Origin of the sequence: Streptomyces lydicus (assembly GCF_004125265.1) — a bacterium.
GTDB classification, from domain to species: domain Bacteria; phylum Actinomycetota; class Actinomycetes; order Streptomycetales; family Streptomycetaceae; genus Streptomyces; species Streptomyces lydicus_C.
On sequence record NZ_RDTE01000003.1, the window covers coordinates 4158633 to 4182346 of the forward strand.

Consider the following 23714-nt stretch of genomic DNA (forward strand, 5'->3'; position numbering starts at 1 on the left):
CGATGGCCTCCAATCCCGTCCCGCCGGATGCGGGCGCACGCCCTTCCCCAGGCATGATTCTCGAACGTCTCGCCCGGGGCGCGACCCGCGCTGCGCGCATCACTCATACGGAGCACTTGCCCCCGCGCATCGGCAGCCATGCCGACTGGCCACAACAGATCCGGCCGGAAGTGATCGACGCCATCCGTTCGGCCGGAATCGATCGTCCCTGGGCCCACCAGGCACGGACATCCGAACACGCACTGCGCGGCGAGTCGGTCGTCGTCGCCACCGGCACCGCCTCGGGGAAGTCCCTGGCGTATCTCGCGCCGGTCCTCTCCACGCTCCTGGACGGCTCCGAGGCACCGAACGGAAGGGGCGCCACGGCCCTGTATCTGGCCCCCACGAAGGCGCTGGCGGCCGATCAGCGGCGTGCCGTACGCGAGCTGGCCGCCCCCCTGGGCACGGCCGTGCGACCCGCGGTCTACGACGGCGACACCCCCGTCGAGGAGCGCGAATGGGTCCGCCAGTACGGCAACTACGTCCTGACCAACCCCGACATGCTGCACCGCGGCATCCTGCCGGCCCACCCCCGCTGGTCCTCCTTCCTGCGCGCGCTGCGCTATGTCGTCATCGATGAATGCCACAGCTACCGCGGTGTCTTCGGCTCGCATGTCGCGCAGGTCATCCGCCGGCTGCGCCGCGTCTGTGCCCGGTACGGCTCCGAGCCGGTCTTTCTGCTCGCCTCCGCCACGGCCGCGAAGCCGGCCGAGGCCGCGACCCGGCTCACCGGCCTCCCCGTGGTGGAAATCACCGAGGACACCTCGCCGCGCGGCGAGTTGGTCTTCGCGCTGTGGGAGCCGCCGCTCACCGAACTCCATGGCGAGCAGGGCGCCCCGGTCCGCCGGACCGCCACCGCCGAGACCGCCGACCTGCTCACCGACCTCGCCGTCCAGGGCGTACGCACCGTCGCCTTCGTCCGCTCCCGGCGCGGCGCCGAGCTGATCGCGCTGATCGCCCAGGAACGGCTCGCGGAGGTGGACCGCTCGCTGCCCGGGCGGGTCGCCGCGTACCGGGGCGGATATCTGCCCGAGGAGCGCCGTGCCCTGGAACGCGCGCTGCACAGCGGTGACCTCCTCGGTCTGGCCGCCACCACCGCGCTCGAACTGGGCGTGGACGTCTCCGGGCTGGATGCCGTGGTCATCGCCGGCTATCCGGGCACCCGGGCGTCGCTGTGGCAGCAGGCGGGCCGGGCGGGCCGCTCCGGGCAGGGCGCCCTCGCCGTGCTCGTGGCCCGCGACGACCCGCTGGACACCTACCTCGTGCACCACCCCGAGGCGCTCTTCGACCAGCCCGTCGAGTCCACCGTCCTCGACCCCGACAACCCGTACGTGCTCGCCCCTCATCTGTGCGCGGCCGCCTCCGAACTCCCGCTCACCGAAGCCGACTTCGCGCTCTTCGGGCCCGCGGCCGCCGGACTGATGCCGCAGCTGGAGGCCGCGAACCTGCTGCGCCGGCGTGCCAGGGCCTGGCACTGGACGCGCCGCGAGCGGGCCGCCGACCTCACCGACATCCGCGGCCAGGGCGGCTCGCCGGTGCAGGTAGTGGAGGAGGGAACCGGGCGGCTGCTGGGCACCGTGGACGCCGCCGCCGCGCACACCGCCGTCCACGACGGCGCGGTCCACCTTCACCAGGGCCGTACCTATCTCGTCCGGCACCTCGACCTGGCCGACAGCGTGGCGCTCGTCGAAGAGGCCCACCCGCCCTATTCCACGACCGCCCGCGACACCACCGCCATCGCCGTCCTCGAGACCGACACCGAGATCCCGTGGGGGGACGGCCGGCTGTGCTTCGGATCCGTGGAGGTCACCCATCAGGTCGTCTCCTTCCTGCGCCGCAAACTGATCACCGGCGAGGTCCTGGGCGAGACCAAGCTCGATCTGCCGCCCCGTACGCTGCGCACCCGTGCGGTGTGGTGGACGGTCACCGAGGACCAGCTCGACGCCGCCCGCGTCAATCCCGAGCAGCTGGGCGGCGCGCTGCACGCCGCGGAACACGCCTCCATCGGCATGCTGCCGCTCTTCGCCACCTGTGACCGCTGGGACATCGGCGGCGTCTCGGTGCCGCTTCACCCGGACACCCTGCTGCCGACCGTTTTCGTCTACGACGGCCATCCCGGCGGCGCCGGATTCGCCGAGCGCGCCTTCCACACGGCCGCCGACTGGCTCACCGCCACCCGCGACGCCATCGCCTCCTGCGAATGCGAGGCCGGCTGCCCTTCCTGCATCCAGTCCCCCAAGTGCGGCAACGGCAACGACCCGCTCCACAAACGGGGAGCCATCCGGTTGCTGGGGGAACTGTTGCGGGGTGTGCCGGAGCAGGCCTAGCGGGCGGGCGCGGGCAGCGGCCCCGGCTCGGTCCCGCGCCGGGTCGCTGTGCCCAGGCGGACCGGCTCGGGCCCGTACCCGGGAGGTGAACGGGCTGCGCCCCGCCTCGGCAAGGACATCGGCGACCGGTCCGGCCAGCACACAGCGCACCAGGCGGGTGTGCTGTGCGGCAGCCACCCGGTGAGCCGCAGCGCAGGCCTCGCCGGGCCCCAGCAGTGCGTGATCCGCGGCGGCCAGCGCCGCCAGGTCCGCGGCGCCGCCCGCTCGGTGCCGCGCCGTGACCGCCTGCCCCACTCCGATCAGGGCCACGAAGACCGCACACAGCGCCGCCACCGCGAACACCGTCCAGACCGTCGCCGAGCCCTCATCGCCGCACCGTCTCCTCCGCAAGAGCCACCGCCTCCCCTCCGACCTGCACGGTCAGCTGCCCCACACCGGGCAGGTCCGCCTCGACCCGTACGCGCACCAGGTCGCCCTCCCGCGCCAGTTCGACCCGCGCGCCCCTCGGAGCCGCGCCCCGAGCCGCCGAGAGGACCGCCGCCCGCGGTTCCGACCGCGCGGCGGCCCGCGCCCCGGCCCGCGCGGCATCCACGCACTCGATACGGGCGCAGACCGCCATCAGCCCCCAGATGAGCGCGGCCACCACCGCCACCAGCACGGGCAGGACCACAGCGGTCTCCGCCGTCACGAATCCGGCGTCACGAGCGCCGCGCGGGACGCCCCCGGCCGTGGAACCCAGGCCTCGGAGACACGGGGTCTTGAGGCACGAGGCCCTGGGGCACGGAGCCCGGAGGCACGGATACCGGCTGTCAGAACTGGACATTGATCGCTCGCTCCAGCACCGACTGGAGCAGCGCCTTCATCGGCCCGCTCGTCACCACCTTGTAGAGCACCGCCGCCAAGGCGCATGCCGCAAGCGTTCCCACGGCGTACTCCGCCGTGGTCATCCCCCGGTCGTCGGCCCCGAGCGCACGCAGCTCCGCCCACCACCGTCGAAAACTTCCACCTCGAAACATCCCATCCCCCTTTGCACGGCCTCTGCATGAACGGCCTTTGATGCGTGGCTTGTGGTGTGCGACCCCGGATGTGTCGCTTCTGATCTGTGGCCTCTGATGTGCCGCTTCTGACGTGCCGCTTCTGACGTGCGGCTTCTGACATCGCCGGTGAGACGGTCCCGGCCACCGTTGATCCGGCCTCGGCTGCCCTCCGGCCGCCGCCTGCGTCCCGCTCACCCCTCTCTTCCCGCTCCCCCCGTCGGGGATCGAACTCGCTTCTCCTGCGGCTCAGTTACGCCCCAGGAGGCCGCCGGCCAGCCCGATCAGCACCGGCGCGACTCCGAGTGCCAAAAACGCGGGCAGAAAGCACGCCGACAGCGGCAGAGTGACCAGCACCCCGGCCCGCCGGGCCCGTGCGGTCGCCGCTCGCGCCTGCTCCGCACGGAGTTCGGCGGCGACCCGGGTTGCCGACTCGACGGCGGGCACCCCGGATATCCCGGCGCGCTCCATACAGCGCGCCAGCCCTTCGGCGCCGGGAAGAGCGGCCAGCCGAGGCCATACGACCGCGGGTTCACCGCCCAGGCGCAGTTCTGCCGCCACCTGGCGCAGCCGCTCGGCAACCGGCCCGTCGAGCGACCGGCCCACCGCCTCGGCCGACTCCCGCGGCCCGGCCCCCGCCGCGAGGCAGGCCGCCAGCAGGTCGCCCGCCGGTGCCAGCGCCGCTCGCACCTCCGCGTCCGCCGACCGGGCCGCCTCCGCGTCCCGTTGCCGCGCCAGCCTGCGATGTGCCCCGTATCCCACGGCGAATCCCGCCAGGACGCCCGTGACGCCACCGATGAGGATGACCATGAATGCGGCCGCTCCGAGAGGCCCGGCCCACTCCTTCAACAGGCCGTTCCGTGGGGTGCCGTCCTCCGTGCTCGACGTTCGACCGCGGCGCCGGAGCCGGAGCCGGGCGAACTGCTTGTGCGGGGCGCCGGGCCCGCCGCATCGGCCCGGGCCGGCGGCCCACATCACCGACACCCGCCTCCGCACGGCACGCCCACGGCGCACCTCCCGCACCAGGGTCACGGCGCACAGCACCGCCGCCATGGCGGCAACCGCCATCCCCACCCTGTGGACAACTTCCTGGCTCACTCCGATCCCCTCCCTATGCGTCTTCCGCGGCAGCGACGATCCGGGCCGTCCAGGCCACTCCGCACCACTCCAGAAGCCCGCCGACCGCCAGGCAGCCCCACCCGGCCGGGGTGTGCAGCAGCACCCGCAGCGGATCGGCGCCGAGCGCGCTGCCCATCAGAAGTCCGCCCGCCGGCAGCAGCGCGAGCATCAGCGCGGTGGCCCGCGGGCCCGCCAACTGCGTCCGCAGTTCGTCGCGTTGATCCCGCTGAGCTCTGAGTCTTGCCGCGATCCGCTCCAGGCCCGAGGCCAGTCCTGCGCCGCCCTCCACCGCCACCTGCCAGCACGCGGCCATCCCGGTCAGGCCCCCGGCCCCCGGCAGCCGGGCCGCCGCCCGCAGCTCCCGGGGCACGTCCCCGCCGTATCGCGCGGCCGCCAGCACCGCCGATCCGGCCGCGCCGAGTCCCGGGGCCCCCGCGGCGAGCAGGGCCTGGGCGGGCTGGCGTCCGGCTCTCAGCTCGCCCGCCACCGCAGCGCACAGCCCGATCACCGCGGCGGAGCGCCCCTCCCGTGCCTGCGCCGCTCCGCGGGCGGCCAGCCACCGGCGGACAAGGAAGAAGGCAACCACGGAAGCGAATACCGGGAGCACGGATCTGCCCATCACCGCCGGCACCAGCCCCACCGGCAGGCACCAGATCTCCCGCCCGCAGTCCCCCCAGCGGCCGAGGCTCCAGCGCCGCCCCGCTTCCCCCTCGGCCATCCGCCCCACGCACCACTTCCGCACCCCCTCACTCCGCAACCACGCCCGCCACCCCACTCCCGGGACTGCCTCTCCGGCGCCCCCGAACAGCGCCCGGGCCCGCTGCCGTACGTCGTCCCGACGGCCGCCGTCCAGCCGACCCGCGACCAGCGCGCAGAGCACCGCGGCCCCCAGCGCCATACCGGCCGCGCTCATCGGGCTCCGCCCTCGCTCCGCTCGCACAGCCGCAGCAACCGCCCCCAGCCCCGCGCCTCCTGGAAGCCCTCCGGTCCCCAGACGGCAGCCGGCACGGTCACCACGAATCCGTCGCGGTCCCGCTCCAGGACATGGAGTTCGGCGATCCGGCGGCGGCCGGTCCGGTCGCGCACCAGGTGCAGGACGACCGAGAGCGCGGCCGCCAGTTGGCTGTGCAGCGCGGCGCGATCCAGGCCCGCCGTCGAACCAAGGGCCTCCAGGCGCGCGGGGACGTCGCATGCCGCATTGGCATGGACCGTGCCGCAGCCGCCCTCGTGGCCCGTATTGAGCGCCGCCAGCAGGTCCGTGACCTCGGCGCCGCGCACCTCCCCGACCACCAGCCGGTCCGGACGCATCCGCAGCGCCTGCCGTACGAGGTCGCGCAGCGTCACCCGCCCGACGCCCTCCTGGTTGGCCGGACGGGTCTCCAGCCGCACCACATGGGGGTGGTCCGGCCGCAGCTCCGCCGAGTCCTCGGCCAGGACGATCCGCTCGGCCGGGCCGACCAGCCCGAGCAGCGTGCTGAGCAATGTGGTCTTCCCCGATCCCGTGCCGCCGCTGATGAGAAATGACAGCCGGGCCGCCAGCACCGCCGCGAGCAGCCGGTCGCCGCCCGGCGGAACCGTGCCTGCCGCCACCAGTTCCGCCAGGGAGAAGGCCCGCGGCCGCAGCACCCGTAACGACAGGCAGGTCCCGGCGACCGCCACCGGGGGCAGCACCGCATGCAGCCGGGTGCCGTCCGGCAGCCGGGCGTCCACCCATGGCCGGGCATCGTCCAGCCGCCGCCCGGCCACCGCCGCCAGCCGCTGGGCGAGCCTGCGCACCTCTGCCGCGTCCCGGAAGCGCACGCCGGTACGCTCCAGCCCGCTGCCGCGGTCCACCCATACCTCGTCCGGCGCGGTGACCAGGACGTCCGTGACTTCGGGAGCGGCCAGCAACGGCTCCAGCGGCCCGCTGCCCACCATTTCGGACCGCAACGCGGCCACCACGCCCAGCACTTCGGCATCCCCCAGGAGCCGCCCCTGCTCGCGCAGTGCCACCGCCACCCGGGCGGGCGTGGGCTCCGCCCCTGCCTCGGCGAGCCGTCTGCGCACCACCTCCAGCAAGTCCTGGCTCATGCCTCTCCCCCGTCCCGGCCGGCCGCACGGTGCCCCATGGGATCGGTCACCGGCCACGACACCGCGCCGGTTCTCGATCCCGCCCTGAGCCCCTGGCCACCACCCGGCTCCAGCTCCGGCCCCGGACCGCTGCCGGGCCGGACGCCCGGTGGCTCGGCGCCTCCCGTCCCGCCTCCTTCGCTGCCGCTCTCCGCCACGCGTCCCCAGAACCCCGTGCAGAATCGCGCCAGCGGTCCGCGCATCTGCGCCCCCGGTGGCACGCCACGCGCCAACTCCGCCGGCAGACTTGCCTCCCAGGGCACTTCACCGGCGAGTGGCAGCTCCATGAGGCGGGCGATCTCGTCCGGCGGCAGTCCGTGCCCATGGCGTCCGGGAGTCCCGCGCGCCACCACCCGCAGATCGCCGAGGACCTTCTGCACCCCCGACACCACCCGTTGGGCCGCCGCCACCGCGCGCAGTTCCGCAGGGATGAGCAGCAGGCCCATGTCCACCTGCCCGAGGGCTTCCGCGGCCGCCTCGTCGAGCCTGCGCGGCAGGTCCACCACCACGACGCCGCCACGCCGCCGGGCCGCCGCCATGACCGCGCGCATGGCCGCGGGCGGGATGGTGACATCGGCTCCCCGGTCCCAGCTGAGGACCCGCAAGGCATGCAGCCGCGGCAGCGACTCCGCCAGCGCGCCGCAGGCCACCCGGCCGCGCGATTCGGCGAAGGCGGGCCAGCGCAGGCCCCTTTCCTTCTCCCCGCCCAGCAGAACGTCCAGCCCGCCGCCCAGGGGATCCCCGTCGACGAGCAGGGTCCGCCGCCCCGTCCGGGCCGCGGTGACGGCCAGCGCGCCGGCCAGGGTGCTGGCTCCGGCGCCCCCGCAGCCGCCGATGACTCCGACCGTCAGGGCCGGGGGCCCGACCCCTTCGACCGCGTCGGCGATCCGGTCGGCCAGCCAGCGCTCACCGTCGGGGAGAGCGAGGACGCGCTCGGCCCCGAGGGCGACGGCTTGGCGCAACAGATCCGGGTCGTCCGCGTCCCCGCCCGTGAGGATGACCCCGGCGCGCCGGGCGCAGCCGAGCAACCGGGGCGCGCAGTCACCGCCGACGATCACCAGGGGCGGCGCTTCCCAGTCCGCTCTGCGGGCCGGGAGGCCATGTGCCACTTCGGGCAGCGCACCGGCCGCGGCACACAGCCGCAGAAGATCGTCGAGGAGTCTTTCGTCCTCGGTGATGATCAACGGTCCGCCCCGCTCTTCGCCGGTCCGGACCGATCCTTTCGATGGCGTGGTTTCGGCCACGTTCCGTCCCCCTGTCGCTACGCAACTCGCACATCCGCGAACTCGCGACTTTTACGATGCAGCGATCGGGAAAATCTTGTGGATCTTGAGCCGAAATTGTGGACAACTCCAGGGCTGTGAATAACCCCGTCACCTATTCCAGCGACGAACGTCTACTTCTGGGGCTCACGGGACTCTCCTCGGAGCAGCGCGCCGACTACGGTGTGTATTGGAGTGCTTGCGTCCGAGGCGCCCATGGCCCGCAGGCAAGAGCTGGAGCGGATCGGCGTCCGGCCCCGGAAAATGCGTCCGGACATGCGACGACCCCCGCCGGGGGGGAGAGCGGGGGTCGTCCCCACGGCCGACTCGGGGGGGGAGGAGCCGGACCGGGTTAGCACGGTCGCGAACGATCCGTGACTTCCATGGTGTACCCGAGAGCCTTCTCAGGCAAACCCACACGCCACACCTTACGCCGAATGGTGGGCGCCTATGCTCGCCCCGTGGAAAACCACTCCGTGCCTCACTCGACTCCCCGTACTGCCGCGTTCTTCGACTTGGACAAGACCGTCATTGCAAAGTCGAGCACGCTGACCTTCAGCAAGTCCTTCTACCAAGGCGGCCTGATCAATCGGCGGGCCGTACTGCGCACTGCGTACGCCCAGTTCGTGTTCCTGGCGGGCGGCGCCGACCACGATCAGATGGAACGTATGCGGGAATACCTCTCCTCACTGTGCCGCGGCTGGGACGTCGCGCAGGTGCGGGAGATCGTCGCCGAGACGCTGCACGATCTGATCGACCCCATCATTTACGACGAGGCGGCCTCGCTCATCGAGGAACATCACGCCGCCGGACGGGATGTCGTGATCGTCTCCACTTCCGGCGCCGAAGTCGTCGAACCGATCGGTGAACTCCTGGGCGCGGACCGGGTGGTGGCCACCCGAATGGTCGTGGGCGAGGACGGCCGCTTCACCGGCGAGGTGGAGTATTACGCCTACGGCCCGACCAAGGAGGAGGCCGTCAGGGAACTCGCCGCATCCGAGGGCTACGACCTTGAACGCTGCTATGCGTACAGCGATTCGGCGACCGATGTGCCGATGCTCTCGGCGGTCGGTCATCCGTACGCGGTCAATCCGGACCGGGCACTGCGCCGTGAGGCGATCGCGCGCGGCTGGCCGGTTCTCTCCTTCCATCGCCCGGTCCCGCTCAAGCAGCGGCTCCCGGCGCTGACGATGCCCTCCCGGCCGGCGCTCGCCGTGATGGCGGCGGTGGGCGCGGCCATGGCCACCGCGACGCTGGTCTGGTACACGAGCCGGCGGAAATCCACAAAGCCACGGATCGGCCTTATCGGCCGGACCAGCCGTACCGCCCGCAATGCCCGCGTTTGAAGCCAAACGTAAAGATCTGCAGGTGGGGGTTCCGCTTGTCCGGCCCGAGTAGTACAAAGGACTTAACGGCCCGCGAGACCAAGGACATCCGAGAGGAACACCTTTAACGCAGGAAGTGGCCCACGGACCGATGCATGAATGCCAAGCACCCACGCGACGCCGACCCGTCGATTACGGGCCAGCCGCACCAGGTAACCGGACGAAGATTCCGACCTGATGGGCATATATGTGAGCACGCATGGTAACTAGGCGGACATGCCAGCGGCGGTACCACCCATTGGTACCGCCGCAACCCTGTTCAGGGGCGAATGAAGCAACGCTTCCGGAATTGTTGAATTCCACACGAAACTCTCGCCCCGGATCCCCTTATGCCGCGCCGCGCTGCAGCGCCTCACAGACCGCGGTGCTCTCCCGTACGCCCAGTTCCACCGCGCGTCCGCAGTGCGCGATCCATGCCGCGACGCCCTCCGGGGTGCCGGACACATAGCCGTCCAGGGCCGCTACATAGGCCGCGCGCCCCAGTTCGGCGTGCCCGACCTCGGCGGGGCAGATCGACTTCGGGTCCAGCCCGCTGCCGATCAGCACGATCCGCTCCGCGGCCCGCGCGACCAGCCCGTTGCAGGTGGCGAACGGCCGCAGGGCGAGCAGCTCGCCGTGCACCACCGCCGCGGTCACCAGGGCCGGGGCCTCGGTGCCGGTGAGCAGCAGCCGCGACAACCCGTCCAGCCGCCCGGCGACCTCGTCGGCGTCCGGCAGCGGCAGCTCGATGAGCGGTTCGTCCACCGGCTCGGCGGCAAGCCGGGGCCGCCCCACCGTCTCGTCCGCCGTCCCTCCCGGCTCTCGCGCCCCGTCGGCGCCGCCGGAGATCCGCCCGCCTCCGGACGCCGCCACCAGATGGAGCCGCGCCAGCACCCGCAGCGGCGACTGCCGCCACACGCTGAGCAGCTGTCCGGCCTCGGCCGTCAGCCGCAGGGCCGCACCGACCGTCCGCGGTTCGCCCTCGACCCCGAAGTCGGTGCGGCGCCGTACCTCTTCGAGCGCCCAGTCGGCCCCCGAAAGGGCCGCGGAACCGCGCGCTCCGCGCAGCGCCGCCTCGGATGTCACCTCATTGCTGCGGCGTCGCATGATCCGGTGCCCGTATACCCGGTCGACGCCTTTGCGCACGGAGTCCACGGAGTCGGCGACCCCCGGGAGCGAGGCCAGGGTCGCGAGCGGGTCGTCGCTCGCTTTCGGGGGTGCGGGGGACGTCCCCCGGGTGTTTCCAGCCATGGGTATGACCCTACGCACCACGGGGCCCGACCCCTCGAAGGAGTGGTCTTCCTCACGCAGATCTCTCACCCAGAGCGATATCGCACTTACCCTTGGTGAACATGAAGATCGCTTTCGTAGGCAAGGGCGGCAGCGGCAAGACCACCCTGTCCTCCCTGTTCATCCGGCATCTCGCCGCGGCCCGGCTCCCCGTGATCGCCGTGGACGCGGACATCAACCAGCACCTGGGCGCCGCCCTGGGCCTCGACGAGACGGAGGGTGCGGCGCTTCCCGCGATGGGCGCCCATCTCCCGCTGATCAAGGACTACTTGCGCGGCAGCAACCCGCGGATCCCGTCCGCCGAATCAATGATCAAGACCACCCCGCCCGGCGAGGGGTCACGGCTCCTGCGGGTCGGCGAGGACAACCCCGTGTACCAGGCCTGCGCCAGGCTGGTGAAGCTCGACGACGCCGCCGTACGGCTGATGGCGACGGGCCCGTTCACCGAGTCCGACCTGGGCGTGGCCTGCTACCACTCCAAGGTCGGCGCGGTGGAGCTGTGCCTGAACCACCTCGTGGACGGCCGCGAGGAGTATGTGGTCGTCGATATGACGGCCGGCTCCGACTCCTTCGCGTCCGGGATGTTCACCCGCTTCGACATGACCTTCCTGGTCGCCGAGCCGACCCGTAAGGGCATCGCCGTCTACCGCCAGTACAAGGAGTACGCACGGGACTTTGGCGTCCCCCTGAAGGTGGTGGGCAACAAGGTGCAGGGCCCGGAGGACCTGGCGTTCCTGCGCGACGAGGTGGGTGACGACCTGCTGGTGACCGTCGGCCACTCCGACTGGGTGCGCGCCATGGAGAAGGGCCGACCGGCCCCCTTCGGCCGCCTGGAGGAGGGCAACCGCCACGCCCTGCAGACCCTGCACCGAACGGCCGACGCCGCTTACGGACACCGTGACTGGGAGCGCTACACACGCCAGATGGTGCACTTCCACCTGAAGAACGCGGAGAGCTGGGGCAATGCGAAGACCGGCGTCGACCTCGCGGCCCAGGTCGACCCGTCCTTCGTGCTCTTCGAGGGAACGGCTGCCCCACAGCCCGCCTGACCTGCAGACGGGGGCCGGCGGGCGCATCCGGCCCGGCCGGTTGCCCGTCGGCAGGAAGGAAGCTGGAACGGAGGATTCCGGGATGGCCGGGACGGGAGGGCGCCGGTTCGGGCGACTCTTTTCCCGTTCCCGGTTTCCTGCCCCCGGCGCCGGGGCGCACCTTCCGGGTGATTCACCAAAACAGCCCGCGCATCCGCCCCATGCGCGAAGAGGAAGGCCGGGAAAGGGCACGCCAAAAACCATCGAATTCACCCTATAGAGGTGAGATTGACGGCAAATGGCGGTAAAAGCCTCTCCTTACCTTTACCTGTCATTACGGTTCATTTACCGATGCTTGAGAGTCGCCGGACCGTCGCCCCACAGCGATGACCGCCGGTCGGCTCACGTCCCGCCGCAGTACACCGCCGCCCACGATCGCGCCCCGCGCGCGACCGCGTCGCCCCGGAGGAGACGGGAATGCCGCAGATCGAGAAGTCACCGCCGCAGCCGCCGCGCACCTCGCACCCCACCGAAATCCCCACCGAGCTCCCTCCCGAGCTCCCTACGGCCCCCGGGTCCGGCCCTCGGACCAAGGAGGACCGCCGGGCCGCTTTCCGAGGGGACCTCTCCGCCTCGGCCGTCGTCTTCCTGCTCGCCGTCCCGCTGTCGCTGGGCATCGCCCTGGCCACCGGCGCCCCGCTCCAGGCCGGACTGGTCGCCGCGGTCGTCGGCGGCATCGTCGCCGGCCTGCTGGGCGGCGCCCCGCTCCAGGTGAGCGGCGCGGCAACCGGCCTCCTGGTGGTCACCGCCGACCTGGTCCAGCGCTACGGCTGGCGCGCCACCTGCGCCATCACGGTGCTGGCCGGCCTCACCCAACTCGCCCTGGGCGCACTGCGCGTGGCACGGGCGACACTGGCCGTCAGTCCCGCGATCGTGCACGGCATGCTGGCCGGCATCGGGGTCACCATCGCCCTCGGGCAGCTCCATGTGGTGCTCGGCGGCAGCCCCGACGGCTCGGCGCTCGACAACGCCACCGCGCTGCCCGGCCAGTTGGCGCATCCGCACGCCACCGCGCTGCTGATCGGCGCCGTCACCGTCGCCGTCCTCATCGGCTGGGGGCGGCTGCCGGGCCGCGCCGGTCGGTGGGCGCGCATGCTCCCCGCCCCCTTGGCCGCCGTGCTCGCCGCGACGGCCGTCAGCGCGGGGGCGGCGGTCTCGCGCGTGGAACTGCCGTCCTGGCGGCTGCCCGAGCAGCCCGCGCTACCGGACGCGTCCCTTCCGGCTCTCGCGGCCGCGGTGCTGACCGTCACCCTCGTCGCCAGTATGGAGTCGCTGCTGTCGGCGGTGGCCGTGGACCGGCTCGCGGCCGAACGGCCGGGCGCTCCCACGGGGCGGACGCGGCTCAACCGCGAGCTGGCCGGCCAGGGCGTGGCCAATACCCTTTCCGGGCTGCTGGGCGGGCTGCCCGTCTCCGGAGGCGCGATGCGCGGCTCGGCCAATGTGCGGGCCGGTGCGGCCACCCGTCGCGCCACCGTGCTGCACGGCGTCTGGGTGCTGGTGTGCGCGGGCCTGCTGGCCGGGGCACTGGAGATGATCCCGTTGGCCGCGCTCGCCGCGCTGGTGATGGTCGTCGGCGTGCGGATGGTGAGCTTCGCGCACATCCGGCACGTCCAGCGGCACCGCGAATTCCCGGTGTACGCCGCCACGCTGGGCGGCGTCGTGCTCCTCGGCGTGCTCCAGGGCGTGGCGACGGGCATCGCGGTCGCGCTCTTCCTGGCACTGCGCCGGCTGACGCATACCCGCATCACCGTGACGGAGGAGGCCGACGGCTACCGGGTACGCGTCAGCGGGCAGTTGACGTTTCTGGCGGTGCCACGGCTGACCCGGGCGCTGGGGCAGGTGCCCGCGCACACCGATGTCGTCGTAGAGCTGGGCGGCTCGTTCATGGACCATGCCGCCTACGAGGCGCTGCAGTCCTGGTCCGGCGCCCATCGGGCGCACGGCGGCTGGGTGACCCTCGGCGGCCGCTCGGGCCGGCCGATCGCGGAGCCGGCCAGTGCGCACTCCTGCCGTCCGTGGACACCGTGGCGCAACCATCACTGCACCCGGCCCGCCGCGGACCCGGCGGCGGCCCCGGAGAGCAGCGGCAGCCAACTGCTGGGCGGGGTCAGCGCGTTCCAGCGCCATACGGCTCCGCTCGTGCGCGAGGAGCTGGCCCGGCTGGCGCGCGAGGGCCAGCGGCCCCGTCAGCTGTTTCTGACCTGTGCGGACTCCCGGCTGGTCACGAGCATGATCACATCGAGCGGGCCGGGCGATCTGTTCACCGTGCGCAACGTGGGCAACCTGATGCCGCCGCCCGGCTCGGACGCGTCCTGCGACTCCGTGGGAGCGGCGATCGAGTACGCCGTCGAGGTGCTGCGGGTCGGCTCGATCACGGTGTGCGGCCATTCGGGGTGCGGCGCCATGGGCGCGCTGCTGGGCGCCGCCGCACCAGAAGAGGCCGAGCCGACCTCGCTCACCCGCTGGCTGCGGCACGGCCGGCCGAGCCTGGCCCGTATGGAGCGCATCGGACGGCTGGGGCGGGGCGAAGTCTCGCTGAGCGGAAGGCCGGTGAACGACGACCACGAGCGACTGGCGCTCGTCAACGTCATGCAGCAGCTCGACCACCTCAGGGAGCACGCCTGTGTGGCCCGCCGGGTGGCCGAGGGCACGCTCACGCTGCACGGCATGTACTTCCATGTCGGCGAGGCCCAGACCTACGTGCTCGACGAGGCGACCGGGCGGTTCTGCCCGGTCCGCGGCGAACCGGCACCGGTAACGCTCTGACCTGCGCGGCTGCCTCACAACACCGTTGGCGCAGCGCCGAACCAAAAGGTCTACACCAACTTTTATCCACAGACCTTGTCAGGGCCAGGCGCGGGCTGATGAGCTATGACCTGGGGACACATCGGATGCCCTGGGAATGGGAGAAGTTGTGAGCAACGAAAGCCTGGCCAACCTGCTCAAGGAGGAGCGGCGGTTCGCGCCGCCCGCCGATCTGGCCGCGAACGCCAACGTCACGGCCGCCGCGTACGAACAGGCCGCGGCGGACCGGCTGGGCTTCTGGGCCGAGCAGGCCGGACGTCTGTCCTGGGAGACCGCTCCCACCCAGACCCTCGACTGGTCCAACGCGCCCTTCGCGAAGTGGTTCGCCGACGGCAAGCTCAATGTCGCGTACAACTGCGTGGACCGCCATGTGGAGAACGGCCTGGGCGACCGGGTCGCCATCCACTTCGAGGGCGAGCCGGGTGACACCCGCGCGATCACCTACGCCGAGCTGCAGCGCGAGGTCTCCAAGACCGCCAACGCACTGACCGAGCTGGGCGTGCGCAGCGGCGACCGGGTCGCCGTCTACATGCCGATGATCCCGGAAGCGGTCATCGCCATGCTGGCCTGCGCGCGCCTGGGCGCCCCGCACTCCGTCGTCTTCGGCGGCTTCTCCGCGGACGCGCTGGCCACCCGTATCAACGATGCGGACGCCCGGGTGGTGATCACCGCCGACGGCGGCTACCGCCGCGGCAAGCCGTCCGCCCTCAAGCCGGCCGTCGACGAGGCGCTGACCAGGCCCGGCACGGAGAACGTCCGCAGCGTCCTGGTCGTCCGCCGCACCGGCCAGGAGGACGTCGCCTGGCACGAGGGCCGGGACGTGTGGTGGCACGAGATCGTCGAGCGGCAGAGCCCCCGGCACACGCCCGAGGCCTTCGAGGCCGAGCACCCGCTGTTCATCCTCTACACCTCCGGCACGACGGGTAAGCCCAAGGGCATCCTGCACACCACCGGCGGCTACCTCACCCAGGTCTCGTACACCCACCACGCGGTCTTCGACCTCAAGCCGGAGACCGACGTCTTCTGGTGCACCGCCGACGTCGGCTGGGTGACCGGCCACTCGTACATCACCTACGGCCCGCTCTCCAACGGCGCGACCCAGGTGCTCTACGAAGGCACGCCGGACACCCCGCACCAGGGCCGCTGGTGGGAGATCGTGCAGAAGTACGGCGTGACGATCCTCTACACCGCGCCGACCGCGATCCGCGCCTGCATGAAGTGGGGCGACGACATCCCGGCGAAGTTCGATCTGTCGTCGCTGCGCGTCCTCGGATCGGTGGGCGAACCGATCAACCCCGAGGCCTGGATGTGGTACCGCAAGCACATCGGGGCCGATGCGACGCCGATCGTCGACACCTGGTGGCAGACCGAGACCGGCGCGATGATGCTCAGCCCGCTGCCGGGCGTCACGGCCACCAAGCCCGGCTCGGCCCAGGTGGCGCTGCCCGGTATCGCCGCGACCGTCGTGGACGACGAGGCCCGCGAGGTCCCCGACGGCGCGGGCGGCTACCTGGTGCTGACCGAGCCCTGGCCGTCCATGCTCCGCACGATCTGGGGCGACGACCAGCGCTATCTCGACACGTACTGGTCGCGCTTCGAGGGCAAGTACTTCGCCGGCGACGGCGCCAAGAAGGACGACGACGGCGACATCTGGCTGCTCGGCCGGGTGGACGACGTGATGCTGGTGTCCGGCCACAACATCTCCACCACCGAGGTCGAGTCGGCGCTGGTCTCGCACCCGAAGGTGGCCGAGGCCGCGGTCGTCGGCGCCGCCGACCCGCAGACCACCCAGGCCATCTGCGCCTTCGTCATCCTGCGCGGCGGTGCCACCGCCGAGGACGAGGGCCTGGTCGAGGAGCTGCGTGCCCATGTCGCCCAGCAGCTCGGCCCGATCGCCAAGCCCAAGCGGATCCTGCCGGTCGCGGAGCTGCCCAAGACCCGCTCCGGCAAGATCATGCGGAGGCTGCTGCGCGATGTGGCCGAGAACCGTGACCTCGGCGATGTCACGACCCTCACCGACTCCTCGGTCATGGACCTGATCCAGGCGAAGCTGCCGAGCGCGGCCTCCGAGGACTGAGCGGGACGGATGTGACAGGAGGGGCACCCGGCCGACGCGGTCGGGTGCCCCTCCGTCGTCTCCGGCGGTCAGCCCGGCTCCCCGGCGCGGTGTTCCCATCGCTTCCGGCGGCCCGGCCTCACCGGTCCGCCCGGCCCGTCATCCCGCCCCGCTCCAGCGGCCCGAGGCCCGAATTGCCCGTAAAGTGAGGCCACCGGATAGCCGCTTGCCCCTCCCCGGTACAGTGGGAACCGCGTCAATGACGCGTCAAGAATCTCAGGGTGCGCCGGGAAGTCTGGTCGGCAACTGCAACAGCCGTACGCAGCTACCGAGAGGCCCGGAGGTCACCGCGTGAGCACCCCCACCCACCGCCGCTCCCCCTTCCTGGGGCGGATGCCACTGCCCGAGCGGAACTTCGTCGCGGACGCGCTGCGTGCCGAAACCGTCGGCGGCATCCTTCTGCTCGCCGCCGCCGTAGCGGCCCTGATCTGGGCAAACACCCTTGGCGGGAGCTATGAAGCGGTCCGCGGCTTCCACCTGGGACCGGCCGCGCTGGGCCTGGACCTGTCCGTGCAGCACTGGGCCGCCAACGGGCTGCTCGCGGTCTTCTTCTTCGTCGCCGGCATCGAGCTCAAGCGTGAACTGGTGGCCGGCGAACTGCGCGACCCGAAGGCCGCCGCTCTGCCCGTGATCGCCGCGCTCTGCGGCATGGCGGTGCCGGCGGTGGTCTACTTCGCCGTCAACAGCGTCGGCGGCGGCTCGCTGCACGGCTGGGCGGTCCCCACCGCCACCGATATCGCCTTCGCGCTCGCCGTACTCGCCGTCATCGGCACGTCCCTGCCCGCCGCGCTGCGCGCCTTCCTGCTCACCCTCGCCGTCGTCGACGACCTCTTCGCGATCCTGATCATCGCGGTCTTCTTCACCTCGAAGATCGATTTCCTGGCGCTCGGCCTGGCCGTCGCCGGTCTGGTGCTCTTCTACGTGCTGCTGCGCAAGGGTGTCCGGGGCTGGTACGTCTACGTCCCGCTCGCCCTGGTCATCTGGGGCCTGATGGAGAACAGCGGAGTGCACGCCACCATCGCCGGCGTCGCCATGGGCCTGATGCTGCGCTGCACCCGGCGCGACGGCGAGACACAGTCCCCGGGCGAGCACATCGAGCATCTGGTCCGTCCGCTCTCGGCCGGCCTCGCCGTGCCGCTGTTCGCCCTCTTCTCCGCGGGCGTCTCCCTCTCCGGCGGCGCGGTCCACGACGTCTTCACCCGGCCGGAGACGCTGGGCGTCGTGCTCGGCCTGGTGGTGGGCAAGACGCTCGGCATATTCGGCGGCACCTGGCTCACCGCCCGCTTCACCAAGGCCACACTCAACCCCGACCTCAAGTGGCCTGATGTCTTCGCCCTCGCCTCCCTGGCCGGCATCGGCTTCACCGTCTCGCTGCTCATCGGCGAACTCGCCTTCGCCCGGAACCCGGTACTGACCGACGAGATCAAGGCATCGGTGCTGATCGGCTCGCTGCTGGCGGCCCTCTTCGCCGGCATCCTCCTCAAGCTCCGTAACACCAAGTACAAGAAACTGTGCGAGGAAGAGGAGCGGGACGAGGACCAGGACGGCATCCCCGACATCTACGAACGCGACAACCCGGAGTACCACCTGCGGATGGCCGCAATCCACGAAGCCAAGGCCGCGGAACACCGGCGGCTTGCCGAAGTGGCCTCCGGCAGGCATGCCGGAGACGATGGTCCGGCATGATCTGAGAGGCTTTGCATCCGGGTGAAGAAAAGAGGGAGACGGCGATGAGCGCAGCCGACGACGGCACGGACCGCAGCCTCGGACAGCTGGTGGCCACGGCCACGGCCGAAATGTCCGCGCTGGTGCACGACGAGATCGCGCTGGCCAAGGCGGAGTTCCGCCAGGACGCCAAGCGGGCGGGCATCGGCAGTGCCGCGTTCATGGTCGCGGGCGCGCTGGCACTGTTCGCGCTGCCGGTGCTGAGCTTCGCCGCGGCCTACGGCATCCACAACCTCGGACTCGGGCTCGCCTGGTCCTTCCTGATCGTCGGCGGCGCCTTCCTGATCCTCGCCGGCCTGCTGGCCCTCATCGCGATGGCCAAGATGAAGAAGATCAAGAAGCCGGAGAAGTCCATCAACTCGGCCAAGGAGACCGCGGCCGTGCTCCAGAAGGCCAAGCCGCACCCGCGCCTGGCCCCGGTGGAACACCCGGCGCTGGAGTCTGTGACACGCTCATCGGTATGACAGCCCCTGACAGCACCGCCTCGGTCGTACGACTCGGCATCCCCGGCGGGAAAGAGGTGTCGCACCGCGACGTCGCGGCCAACGGCGCCCGCTTCCACATCGCGGAGCTGGGCGAAGGCCCGCTGGTGCTGCTGCTGCACGGCTTTCCGCAGTTCTGGTGGACCTGGCGGCACCAGCTCACCGCCCTGGCCGAGGCGGGCTTCCGCGCGGTGGCGATGGACCTGCGGGGCGTCGGCGGCAGCGACCGCACGCCCCGCGGCTACGACCCGGCGAATCTCGCACTGGACGTCACGGGCGTCATCAGGTCCCTGGGCGAGCCGGACGCCGCGCTCGTCGGGCACGACCTGGGCGGCTACCTGGCCTGGACGGCGGCGGTGATGCGGCCCAAGCTGGTGCGCCGGCTGGTCGTGTCCTCGATGCCGCACCCGCGGCGCTGGCGCTCGGCGATGCTCGCCGACGTCCGGCAGAGCGCCCGGAGTTCGCACATCTGGAACTTCCAGCGGCCCTGGCTGCCCGAACGCGCGCTGACGGCGGACGGTGCGGCGCTGGTGGGCCGGATGATCCGCGACTGGTCCGGGCCCCGGCAGCCGGAGGACGAGGCGATCGCGGTCTACCAGCGGGCGATGAGCATCCCGTCGACCGCGCACTGCTCGATCGAGCCGTACCGCTGGATGGTGCGGTCGATGGCGCGCCCCGACGGACTCCAGTTCAACCGCCGGATGAAGATGCCCGTACGGGTCCCCACGCTGCATCTGCACGGCTCGCTCGACCCCGTGATGCGCACCCGCAGCGCGGCCGGCTCCGGCCAGTACGTCGAGGCGCCGTACCGCTGGCGGCTGTTCGACGGCCTGGGCCACTTCCCGCACGAGGAGGACCCGGTGGCGTTCTCCACGGAGCTGATCAACTGGCTCAAGGACCCGGAACCGGATCGCTGAGCGGCCGCGCGCGGGAGCGCACCGGCGGCAACAGGGGTTTCGGGCCCGACCGTTGAGGGCCGTCCGTGGGCACCTGTTGTGCATACCGGCCGTGGACGCCTCCGTGCGCCCGGTTCCGTCATGCCTCCGTACCCCGCTGACCGGGCGGCGCGAACCGCTCGGCGGGGCTCATCCGCCCGAAGCTCGAACGCGCGTATGACGAACAGCCACTTGCCTGGCGCATAGGCCAATTGGCGGCCCCCGAGGCGGTTACGGACCTTGGGCCACGGGCAGAGTCGAGGGTATGGGCTGGACGCACGACTACCGTGACGTGGCACGCAACCGCCGCAGCAGTGCCGCTGTAGTGGGTACTCAGGACAGGGGAACCCCGGACCTCGGGTCCGGCCAATCCCCCGACCCGGCGCACCCCATGGGCATCCCGCGCATCCTGCGCCGCAGAGCGCGCTGGATGAGCGCGCGGCTACGCCATCCCCGTACCTGAACCACGGCGCGCCTGAATTCACGCTGCACCTGAATTCACGGCGTGCCCGAATCCACGGCGTAGCTCCATCGGCCGCGCCGCCGGCAGGGCGCGGGAAGCACCTCTCCCCGCCCCTGAAGCGCCCCAAGGCGCGTGTCCGGCGCCGCGACCGGCCGCCGCCCCGGCTGTCCGCTAGATGGCGCAGCCCTGGCTGTCGACCTGCTGCCGGGCCGTACGTCCCTTGAGGACGTCCTGGCGGACCTCGTCGGCGGTCAGTGCATAGCCGGTGTGCGAGTCGTCCAGCGACTTCGCGAAGACGACGCCGTAGACCTTGCCCTGCGGGGTGAGCAACGGGCCGCCGGAGTTGCCCTGCCGGACCGTGGCGAAGAGGGAGTAGACGTCGCGGCCGACCGTGCCGCGGTGGTAGATGTCCGGGCCGTTGGCCCGGATGCGGCCGCGGATACGGGCGGAGCGGACGTCATAGCCGCCGTTCTCCGGGAAGCCGGCGACGATGGCGCTGTTGCCGCTGTTCGCGTCCCCGCCCGCGAACTGCAGCGCCGGCGCCTCCAGGGAGGGCACTTCCAGGACCGCGATATCGCGCCGCCAGTCGTAGATCACGACCTTGGCGTCGTACGTACGGCCCTCGCCGCCCACCTGGACGGTCGGCTCGCGCACACCGCCCACCACATGGGCGTTGGTCATCACGCGGTGCCGGCCGAAGACGAAGCCGCTGCCTTCGAGGACCTTGCCGCAGCCGGGGGCCGTGCCGACGACCTTGACGATGCTGCGCCTGGCCTGCGCCGCCACCGGGCTGGAGGCCAGCCGGGGGTCGGGCGCCGGCACGTCGTGGATCGGCTCGTTGGAGAACGGTGTGAAGACCTGCGGGAAGCCGTTCTGCGCGAGGACCGAGGAGAAGTCCGCGAACCAGGTGCTGGCCTGCTGGGGCATCACCCGGGACACACCGAGCAGCACCTTGGAATTGCGGACCTCCTTGCCGAGCGTCGGCAGGGAGGTACCGGCCAGCGCCGAGCCGATCAGCCAGGCGACCAGCAGCATCGCCAGGACGTTGACCAGCGCGCCGCCGGTCGCGTCCAGGGCTCTCGCCGGTGACCAGGTGATGTGGCGGCGCAGTTTGTTGCCCCAATGGGTGGTGAGCGCCTGGCCCACGGATGCGCACACGATCACGATGGCAACCGCCGCGATGGCCGCGAAGCTGCCGGGTGTCGCATCTCCGGTGATCTCGTTCCAGATCACGGGCAGCAGATAGACCGCGATCAGACCGCCTCCGAGGAAGCCGATCACGGACAGGATGCCGACGACAAAGCCTTGCCGATAGCCGATGATCGCGAACCACACGGCCGCGACCAGTAGCAAGATGTCCAGGACGTTCACGCCGGACACCGTCTCACGAGCGCCAGTCCAGTGGGACCGCCTTGTCACGGTCCCACGGAATCTCCCAGCCTGCGTAGTGCAGCATCCGGTCGATCACTCCGGCCGTAAAACCCCAGACCAGGGCATTCTCGACAAGGAACGCAGGTCCGGTGTGGCCACTGGGATGGCGGGTCGTCACCCGATGGGCCGGATCCGTGAGATCTGCCACGGGAACCGTGAAGACCCGGGCGGTCTCCGCCTGGTCGACCGCGCCGACCGGGCTCGGCCGGCGCCACCACCCCAGGACCGGCGTCACCACGAAGCCGCTGACGGGGATGTAGAGCCGCGGCAGTACTCCGAAGACCTGGACGCCGGACGGATCGAGGCCGGTCTCCTCCTGGGCCTCGCGCAGCGCCGCCCGCACGGGGCCGGGGCCGTCGGGGTCGCCGTCCTCCGGGTCGAGGGCGCCACCGGGGAAGGAAGGCTGGCCGGCATGCGAGCGCAGGGTCCCGGCGCGCTCCATCAGAAGCAGCTCGGGGCCGCGGGCGCCGTGGCCGAAGAGGATGAGCACGGCGGACTGCCGGCCTCCGCTCTTGGGCGGCAGGAAGCGGCTGAGCTGGCGTGGCTCGATCGTGGCGGCCGCGCGGGCCACCGGGGCCAGCCACTCGGGCAGGCCGTCGGCGGTGACCGTGGCGTCCAGGCCGGACGCCACGCCGGACGCCTCGCCGGTCGCCGCCTCGGACGCCGCGCCTGCCGCCGCGTGGACGTCGGCCTCCTCGCCGTACCGCTGCTCCCGTGCACTCCTCATACGCGCCCCCTCAGGCCTGGCGTCGATCGTCGGTCACCTCTGGCGGCCGCCTCATGAGGCGGCCACAGGGGGCGCCATCGGGGGCGCAGGCTTCCCCGGGTACCCGGCCGGCGGCTTCAGCCGCTGCCCCGGCTGGCCGCCGAGCTCGTACTTCAGCAGCTTCTTCGCCTTCTCCGGGTCCGTCTCGCCCTCGCCGTACGCGGGGCACAGGGGGGCGATGGGGCAGGCGCCGCAGGCGGGCTTGCGGGAGTGGCAGACGCGGCGGCCGTGGAAGACCACCCGGTGCGAGAGCATCGTCCACTCGCTCTTGGGGAAGATCTCGGCGACATCCGCCTCGACCTTCTCGGCGTCCTCCGCGGTGGTCCAGCCGAAGCGGCGGGCCAGGCGGCCGAAGTGGGTGTCGACGGTGATGCCCGGGACGCCGAAGGCGTTGCCCAGCACCACATTGGCGGTCTTGCGGCCGACCCCGGGGAGGGTGACCAGGTCCTCCAGACGGCCCGGCACCTCACCGCCGAAGCGGTCGCGCAGCGCGGCCGACAGACCGATCAGCGACTTCGTCTTGGCCCGGAAGAAGCCGGTCGGCCTGATCAGTTCCTCCAGCCGCTCCGGGTCCATCGCGGCCATGTCCTCGGGCGTCGGGCAGACCGCGAAGAGGCGCGGGGTGGTCTGGTTGACCCTCAGGTCGGTGGTCTGCGCGGACAGGACCGTGGCGACCAGCAGCTCGAAGGGGTTGGTGAAATCCAGCTCGGGGTGGGCGTACGGATACAGCTCGGCCAGCTCCCGGTTGATCCGGCGGGCCCGCCGGACCATGGCGACACGCGACTCGGGCTTGCGCGCGGGGGTCTTCTTGGCGGTGGCCTTCGGGGCGGCCTTCCCGGCCGCCGCCTTCTTTGCCGCGGCCGTCTTCGTGGCGGCGGTCTTCTTCGCGGCGGCCTTCGTGGCCGTCGCCGTCTTCTTTGCCGCCGCCGTCCGCTTTGCGGGGGCCGTCTCCTTGGCCGCCGCCTTCTTCGTGGCGGCCTTCGTGGCGGTGGCCTTCTGCGCGGCGGTCTTCTTCGTGACGGCCTTCTTCGCCGCGGCCTTCGTGGCCGCCGCCGGCTGCTCTGGGGGTTCGTTCACGGCGGCCTTCTTCCCTGCCGAGGTCCTGCCTACCGGGGTCTTCTTCGCGGAGGTCCGCGAGGTGGTGTCCTGCGCCGCCGGTCGCGACGCGCCAGGCTCGTGAGTACCCGGCGCCCTGCCGGACGTCACACCGGAGGGCGATTTGTTACTTTTATCGGAATTCGATGTGCGGCCGGACGGCTGTTCGCCCACAGCGGAATCACGCCCTGCGCTCACTCTTCCGGCCCCCACTCCTCTGCTCTCACCGGCGTATTGGACACTCGGCCAGACTAAGGCCAGCCA

19 protein-coding genes and 1 pseudogene are annotated in these 23714 nt (G+C 71.9%); 9 read left to right on the forward strand and 11 right to left on the reverse strand.

Annotated features, from left to right (window positions below):
• Positions 1-2 precede the first annotated feature (2 nt).
• Positions 3-2366 (forward strand): DEAD/DEAH box helicase, encoded by a 2364-nt coding sequence (locus tag D9V36_RS41470; protein WP_241720953.1) that lies wholly within the window; start codon positions 3-5, stop codon positions 2364-2366.
• 117 nt (positions 2367-2483) lie between these two features.
• Here the strand turns inward: D9V36_RS41470 and D9V36_RS41475 are convergent.
• The 7 genes and pseudogenes from D9V36_RS41475 to ssd form a co-directional block, all read right to left on the reverse strand.
• Positions 2484-2708 (reverse strand): annotated as a pseudogene (locus D9V36_RS41475) (Rv3654c family TadE-like protein); the annotation flags it as partial.
• Positions 2709-2730: 22 nt separating this feature from the next.
• Positions 2731-3189: a TadE family type IV pilus minor pilin gene (locus D9V36_RS20575; protein ID WP_129295079.1), complete on the reverse strand. Its 459-nt coding sequence runs from the start codon at positions 3187-3189 to the stop codon at positions 2731-2733.
• Positions 3176-3382: a DUF4244 domain-containing protein gene (locus D9V36_RS20580; protein WP_129295080.1), complete on the reverse strand. Its 207-nt coding sequence runs from the start codon at positions 3380-3382 to the stop codon at positions 3176-3178. The genes D9V36_RS20575 and D9V36_RS20580 overlap by 14 nt, the downstream gene beginning before the upstream one ends.
• A 267-nt stretch (positions 3383-3649) precedes the next feature.
• Positions 3650-4498, reverse strand: a complete 849-nt coding sequence (locus D9V36_RS41000; protein WP_347239723.1) for a type II secretion system F family protein — start codon at positions 4496-4498, stop codon at positions 3650-3652.
• Positions 4499-4511: 13 nt separating this feature from the next.
• Positions 4512-5432 (reverse strand): type II secretion system F family protein, encoded by a 921-nt coding sequence (locus tag D9V36_RS20590; RefSeq protein WP_241720954.1) that lies wholly within the window; start codon positions 5430-5432, stop codon positions 4512-4514.
• Positions 5429-6589: a TadA family conjugal transfer-associated ATPase gene (locus tag D9V36_RS20595; protein ID WP_129295081.1), complete on the reverse strand. Its 1161-nt coding sequence runs from the start codon at positions 6587-6589 to the stop codon at positions 5429-5431. The genes D9V36_RS20590 and D9V36_RS20595 overlap by 4 nt, the downstream gene beginning before the upstream one ends.
• Positions 6586-7872, reverse strand: a complete 1287-nt coding sequence (gene ssd / locus D9V36_RS20600; protein WP_129295082.1) for a septum site-determining protein Ssd — start codon at positions 7870-7872, stop codon at positions 6586-6588. Before ssd ends, D9V36_RS20595 begins: the two co-directional genes overlap by 4 nt.
• Positions 7873-8327: 455 nt before the next feature.
• Here ssd and D9V36_RS20605 point away from each other — a divergent pair, with 455 nt between their 5' ends.
• Positions 8328-9236 (forward strand): HAD family hydrolase, encoded by a 909-nt coding sequence (locus D9V36_RS20605; RefSeq protein ID WP_129295083.1) that lies wholly within the window; start codon positions 8328-8330, stop codon positions 9234-9236.
• 366 nt (positions 9237-9602) lie between these two features.
• Here D9V36_RS20605 and D9V36_RS20610 read toward each other — a convergent pair whose 3' ends face one another.
• Positions 9603-10505, reverse strand: coding sequence for an oxidoreductase (locus D9V36_RS20610; protein ID WP_129295084.1), 903 nt, complete (start codon positions 10503-10505; stop codon positions 9603-9605).
• Positions 10506-10606: 101 nt separating this feature from the next.
• Between D9V36_RS20610 and D9V36_RS20615 the strand changes: the two genes are divergently transcribed.
• The 7 genes from D9V36_RS20615 to D9V36_RS42135 all read left to right on the forward strand — a co-directional run bounded on the left by D9V36_RS20615 (position 10607) and on the right by D9V36_RS42135 (position 20158).
• A complete protein-coding gene (locus D9V36_RS20615) occupies positions 10607-11593 on the forward strand; it encodes an ATP-binding protein (RefSeq protein WP_129295085.1) in 987 nt (328 codons plus the stop codon).
• Between the two features lie 456 nt (positions 11594-12049).
• On the forward strand, positions 12050-14398 hold the full coding sequence (locus D9V36_RS20620; protein ID WP_129295086.1) for a SulP family inorganic anion transporter: 2349 nt from the start codon (positions 12050-12052) through the stop codon (positions 14396-14398).
• 148 nt (positions 14399-14546) lie between these two features.
• Entirely contained in the window at positions 14547-16514 is a 1968-nt protein-coding gene (gene acs / locus D9V36_RS20625; protein ID WP_129295087.1) for an acetate--CoA ligase, read from the forward strand.
• Between the two features lie 372 nt (positions 16515-16886).
• The gene (gene nhaA / locus D9V36_RS20630; protein ID WP_241721335.1) at positions 16887-18239 is read left to right on the forward strand and encodes a Na+/H+ antiporter NhaA; all 1353 of its coding nucleotides are present in this window, start codon (positions 16887-16889) and stop codon (positions 18237-18239) included.
• Positions 18240-18283: 44 nt separating this feature from the next.
• Positions 18284-18742 (forward strand): phage holin family protein, encoded by a 459-nt coding sequence (locus D9V36_RS20635; RefSeq protein ID WP_129295089.1) that lies wholly within the window; start codon positions 18284-18286, stop codon positions 18740-18742.
• On the forward strand, positions 18739-19677 hold the full coding sequence (locus tag D9V36_RS20640; protein ID WP_129295090.1) for an alpha/beta fold hydrolase: 939 nt from the start codon (positions 18739-18741) through the stop codon (positions 19675-19677). Before D9V36_RS20635 ends, D9V36_RS20640 begins: the two co-directional genes overlap by 4 nt.
• 283 nt (positions 19678-19960) lie before the next feature.
• Positions 19961-20158 carry a hypothetical protein gene (locus D9V36_RS42135; RefSeq protein ID WP_088799112.1) on the forward strand — a complete coding sequence of 66 codons (198 nt, stop codon included), beginning with the start codon at positions 19961-19963 and terminating at the stop codon, positions 20156-20158.
• Positions 20159-20329: 171 nt separating this feature from the next.
• Here the strand turns inward: D9V36_RS42135 and D9V36_RS20650 are convergent, their stop codons facing one another.
• Genes D9V36_RS20650 through nth form a run of 3 tightly spaced genes read right to left on the reverse strand, consistent with a single transcriptional unit; the run spans position 20330 to position 23432 of the window.
• Positions 20330-21529, reverse strand: a complete 1200-nt coding sequence (locus tag D9V36_RS20650) for a MarP family serine protease (protein ID WP_129295091.1) — start codon at positions 21527-21529, stop codon at positions 20330-20332.
• Between the two features lie 13 nt (positions 21530-21542).
• Positions 21543-22316 (reverse strand): NUDIX hydrolase, encoded by a 774-nt coding sequence (locus tag D9V36_RS20655; protein ID WP_129295092.1) that lies wholly within the window; start codon positions 22314-22316, stop codon positions 21543-21545.
• 51 nt (positions 22317-22367) lie between these two features.
• Positions 22368-23432, reverse strand: coding sequence for an endonuclease III (gene nth / locus D9V36_RS20660; protein WP_129295093.1), 1065 nt, complete (start codon positions 23430-23432; stop codon positions 22368-22370).
• Positions 23433-23714: the final 282 nt, after the last annotated feature.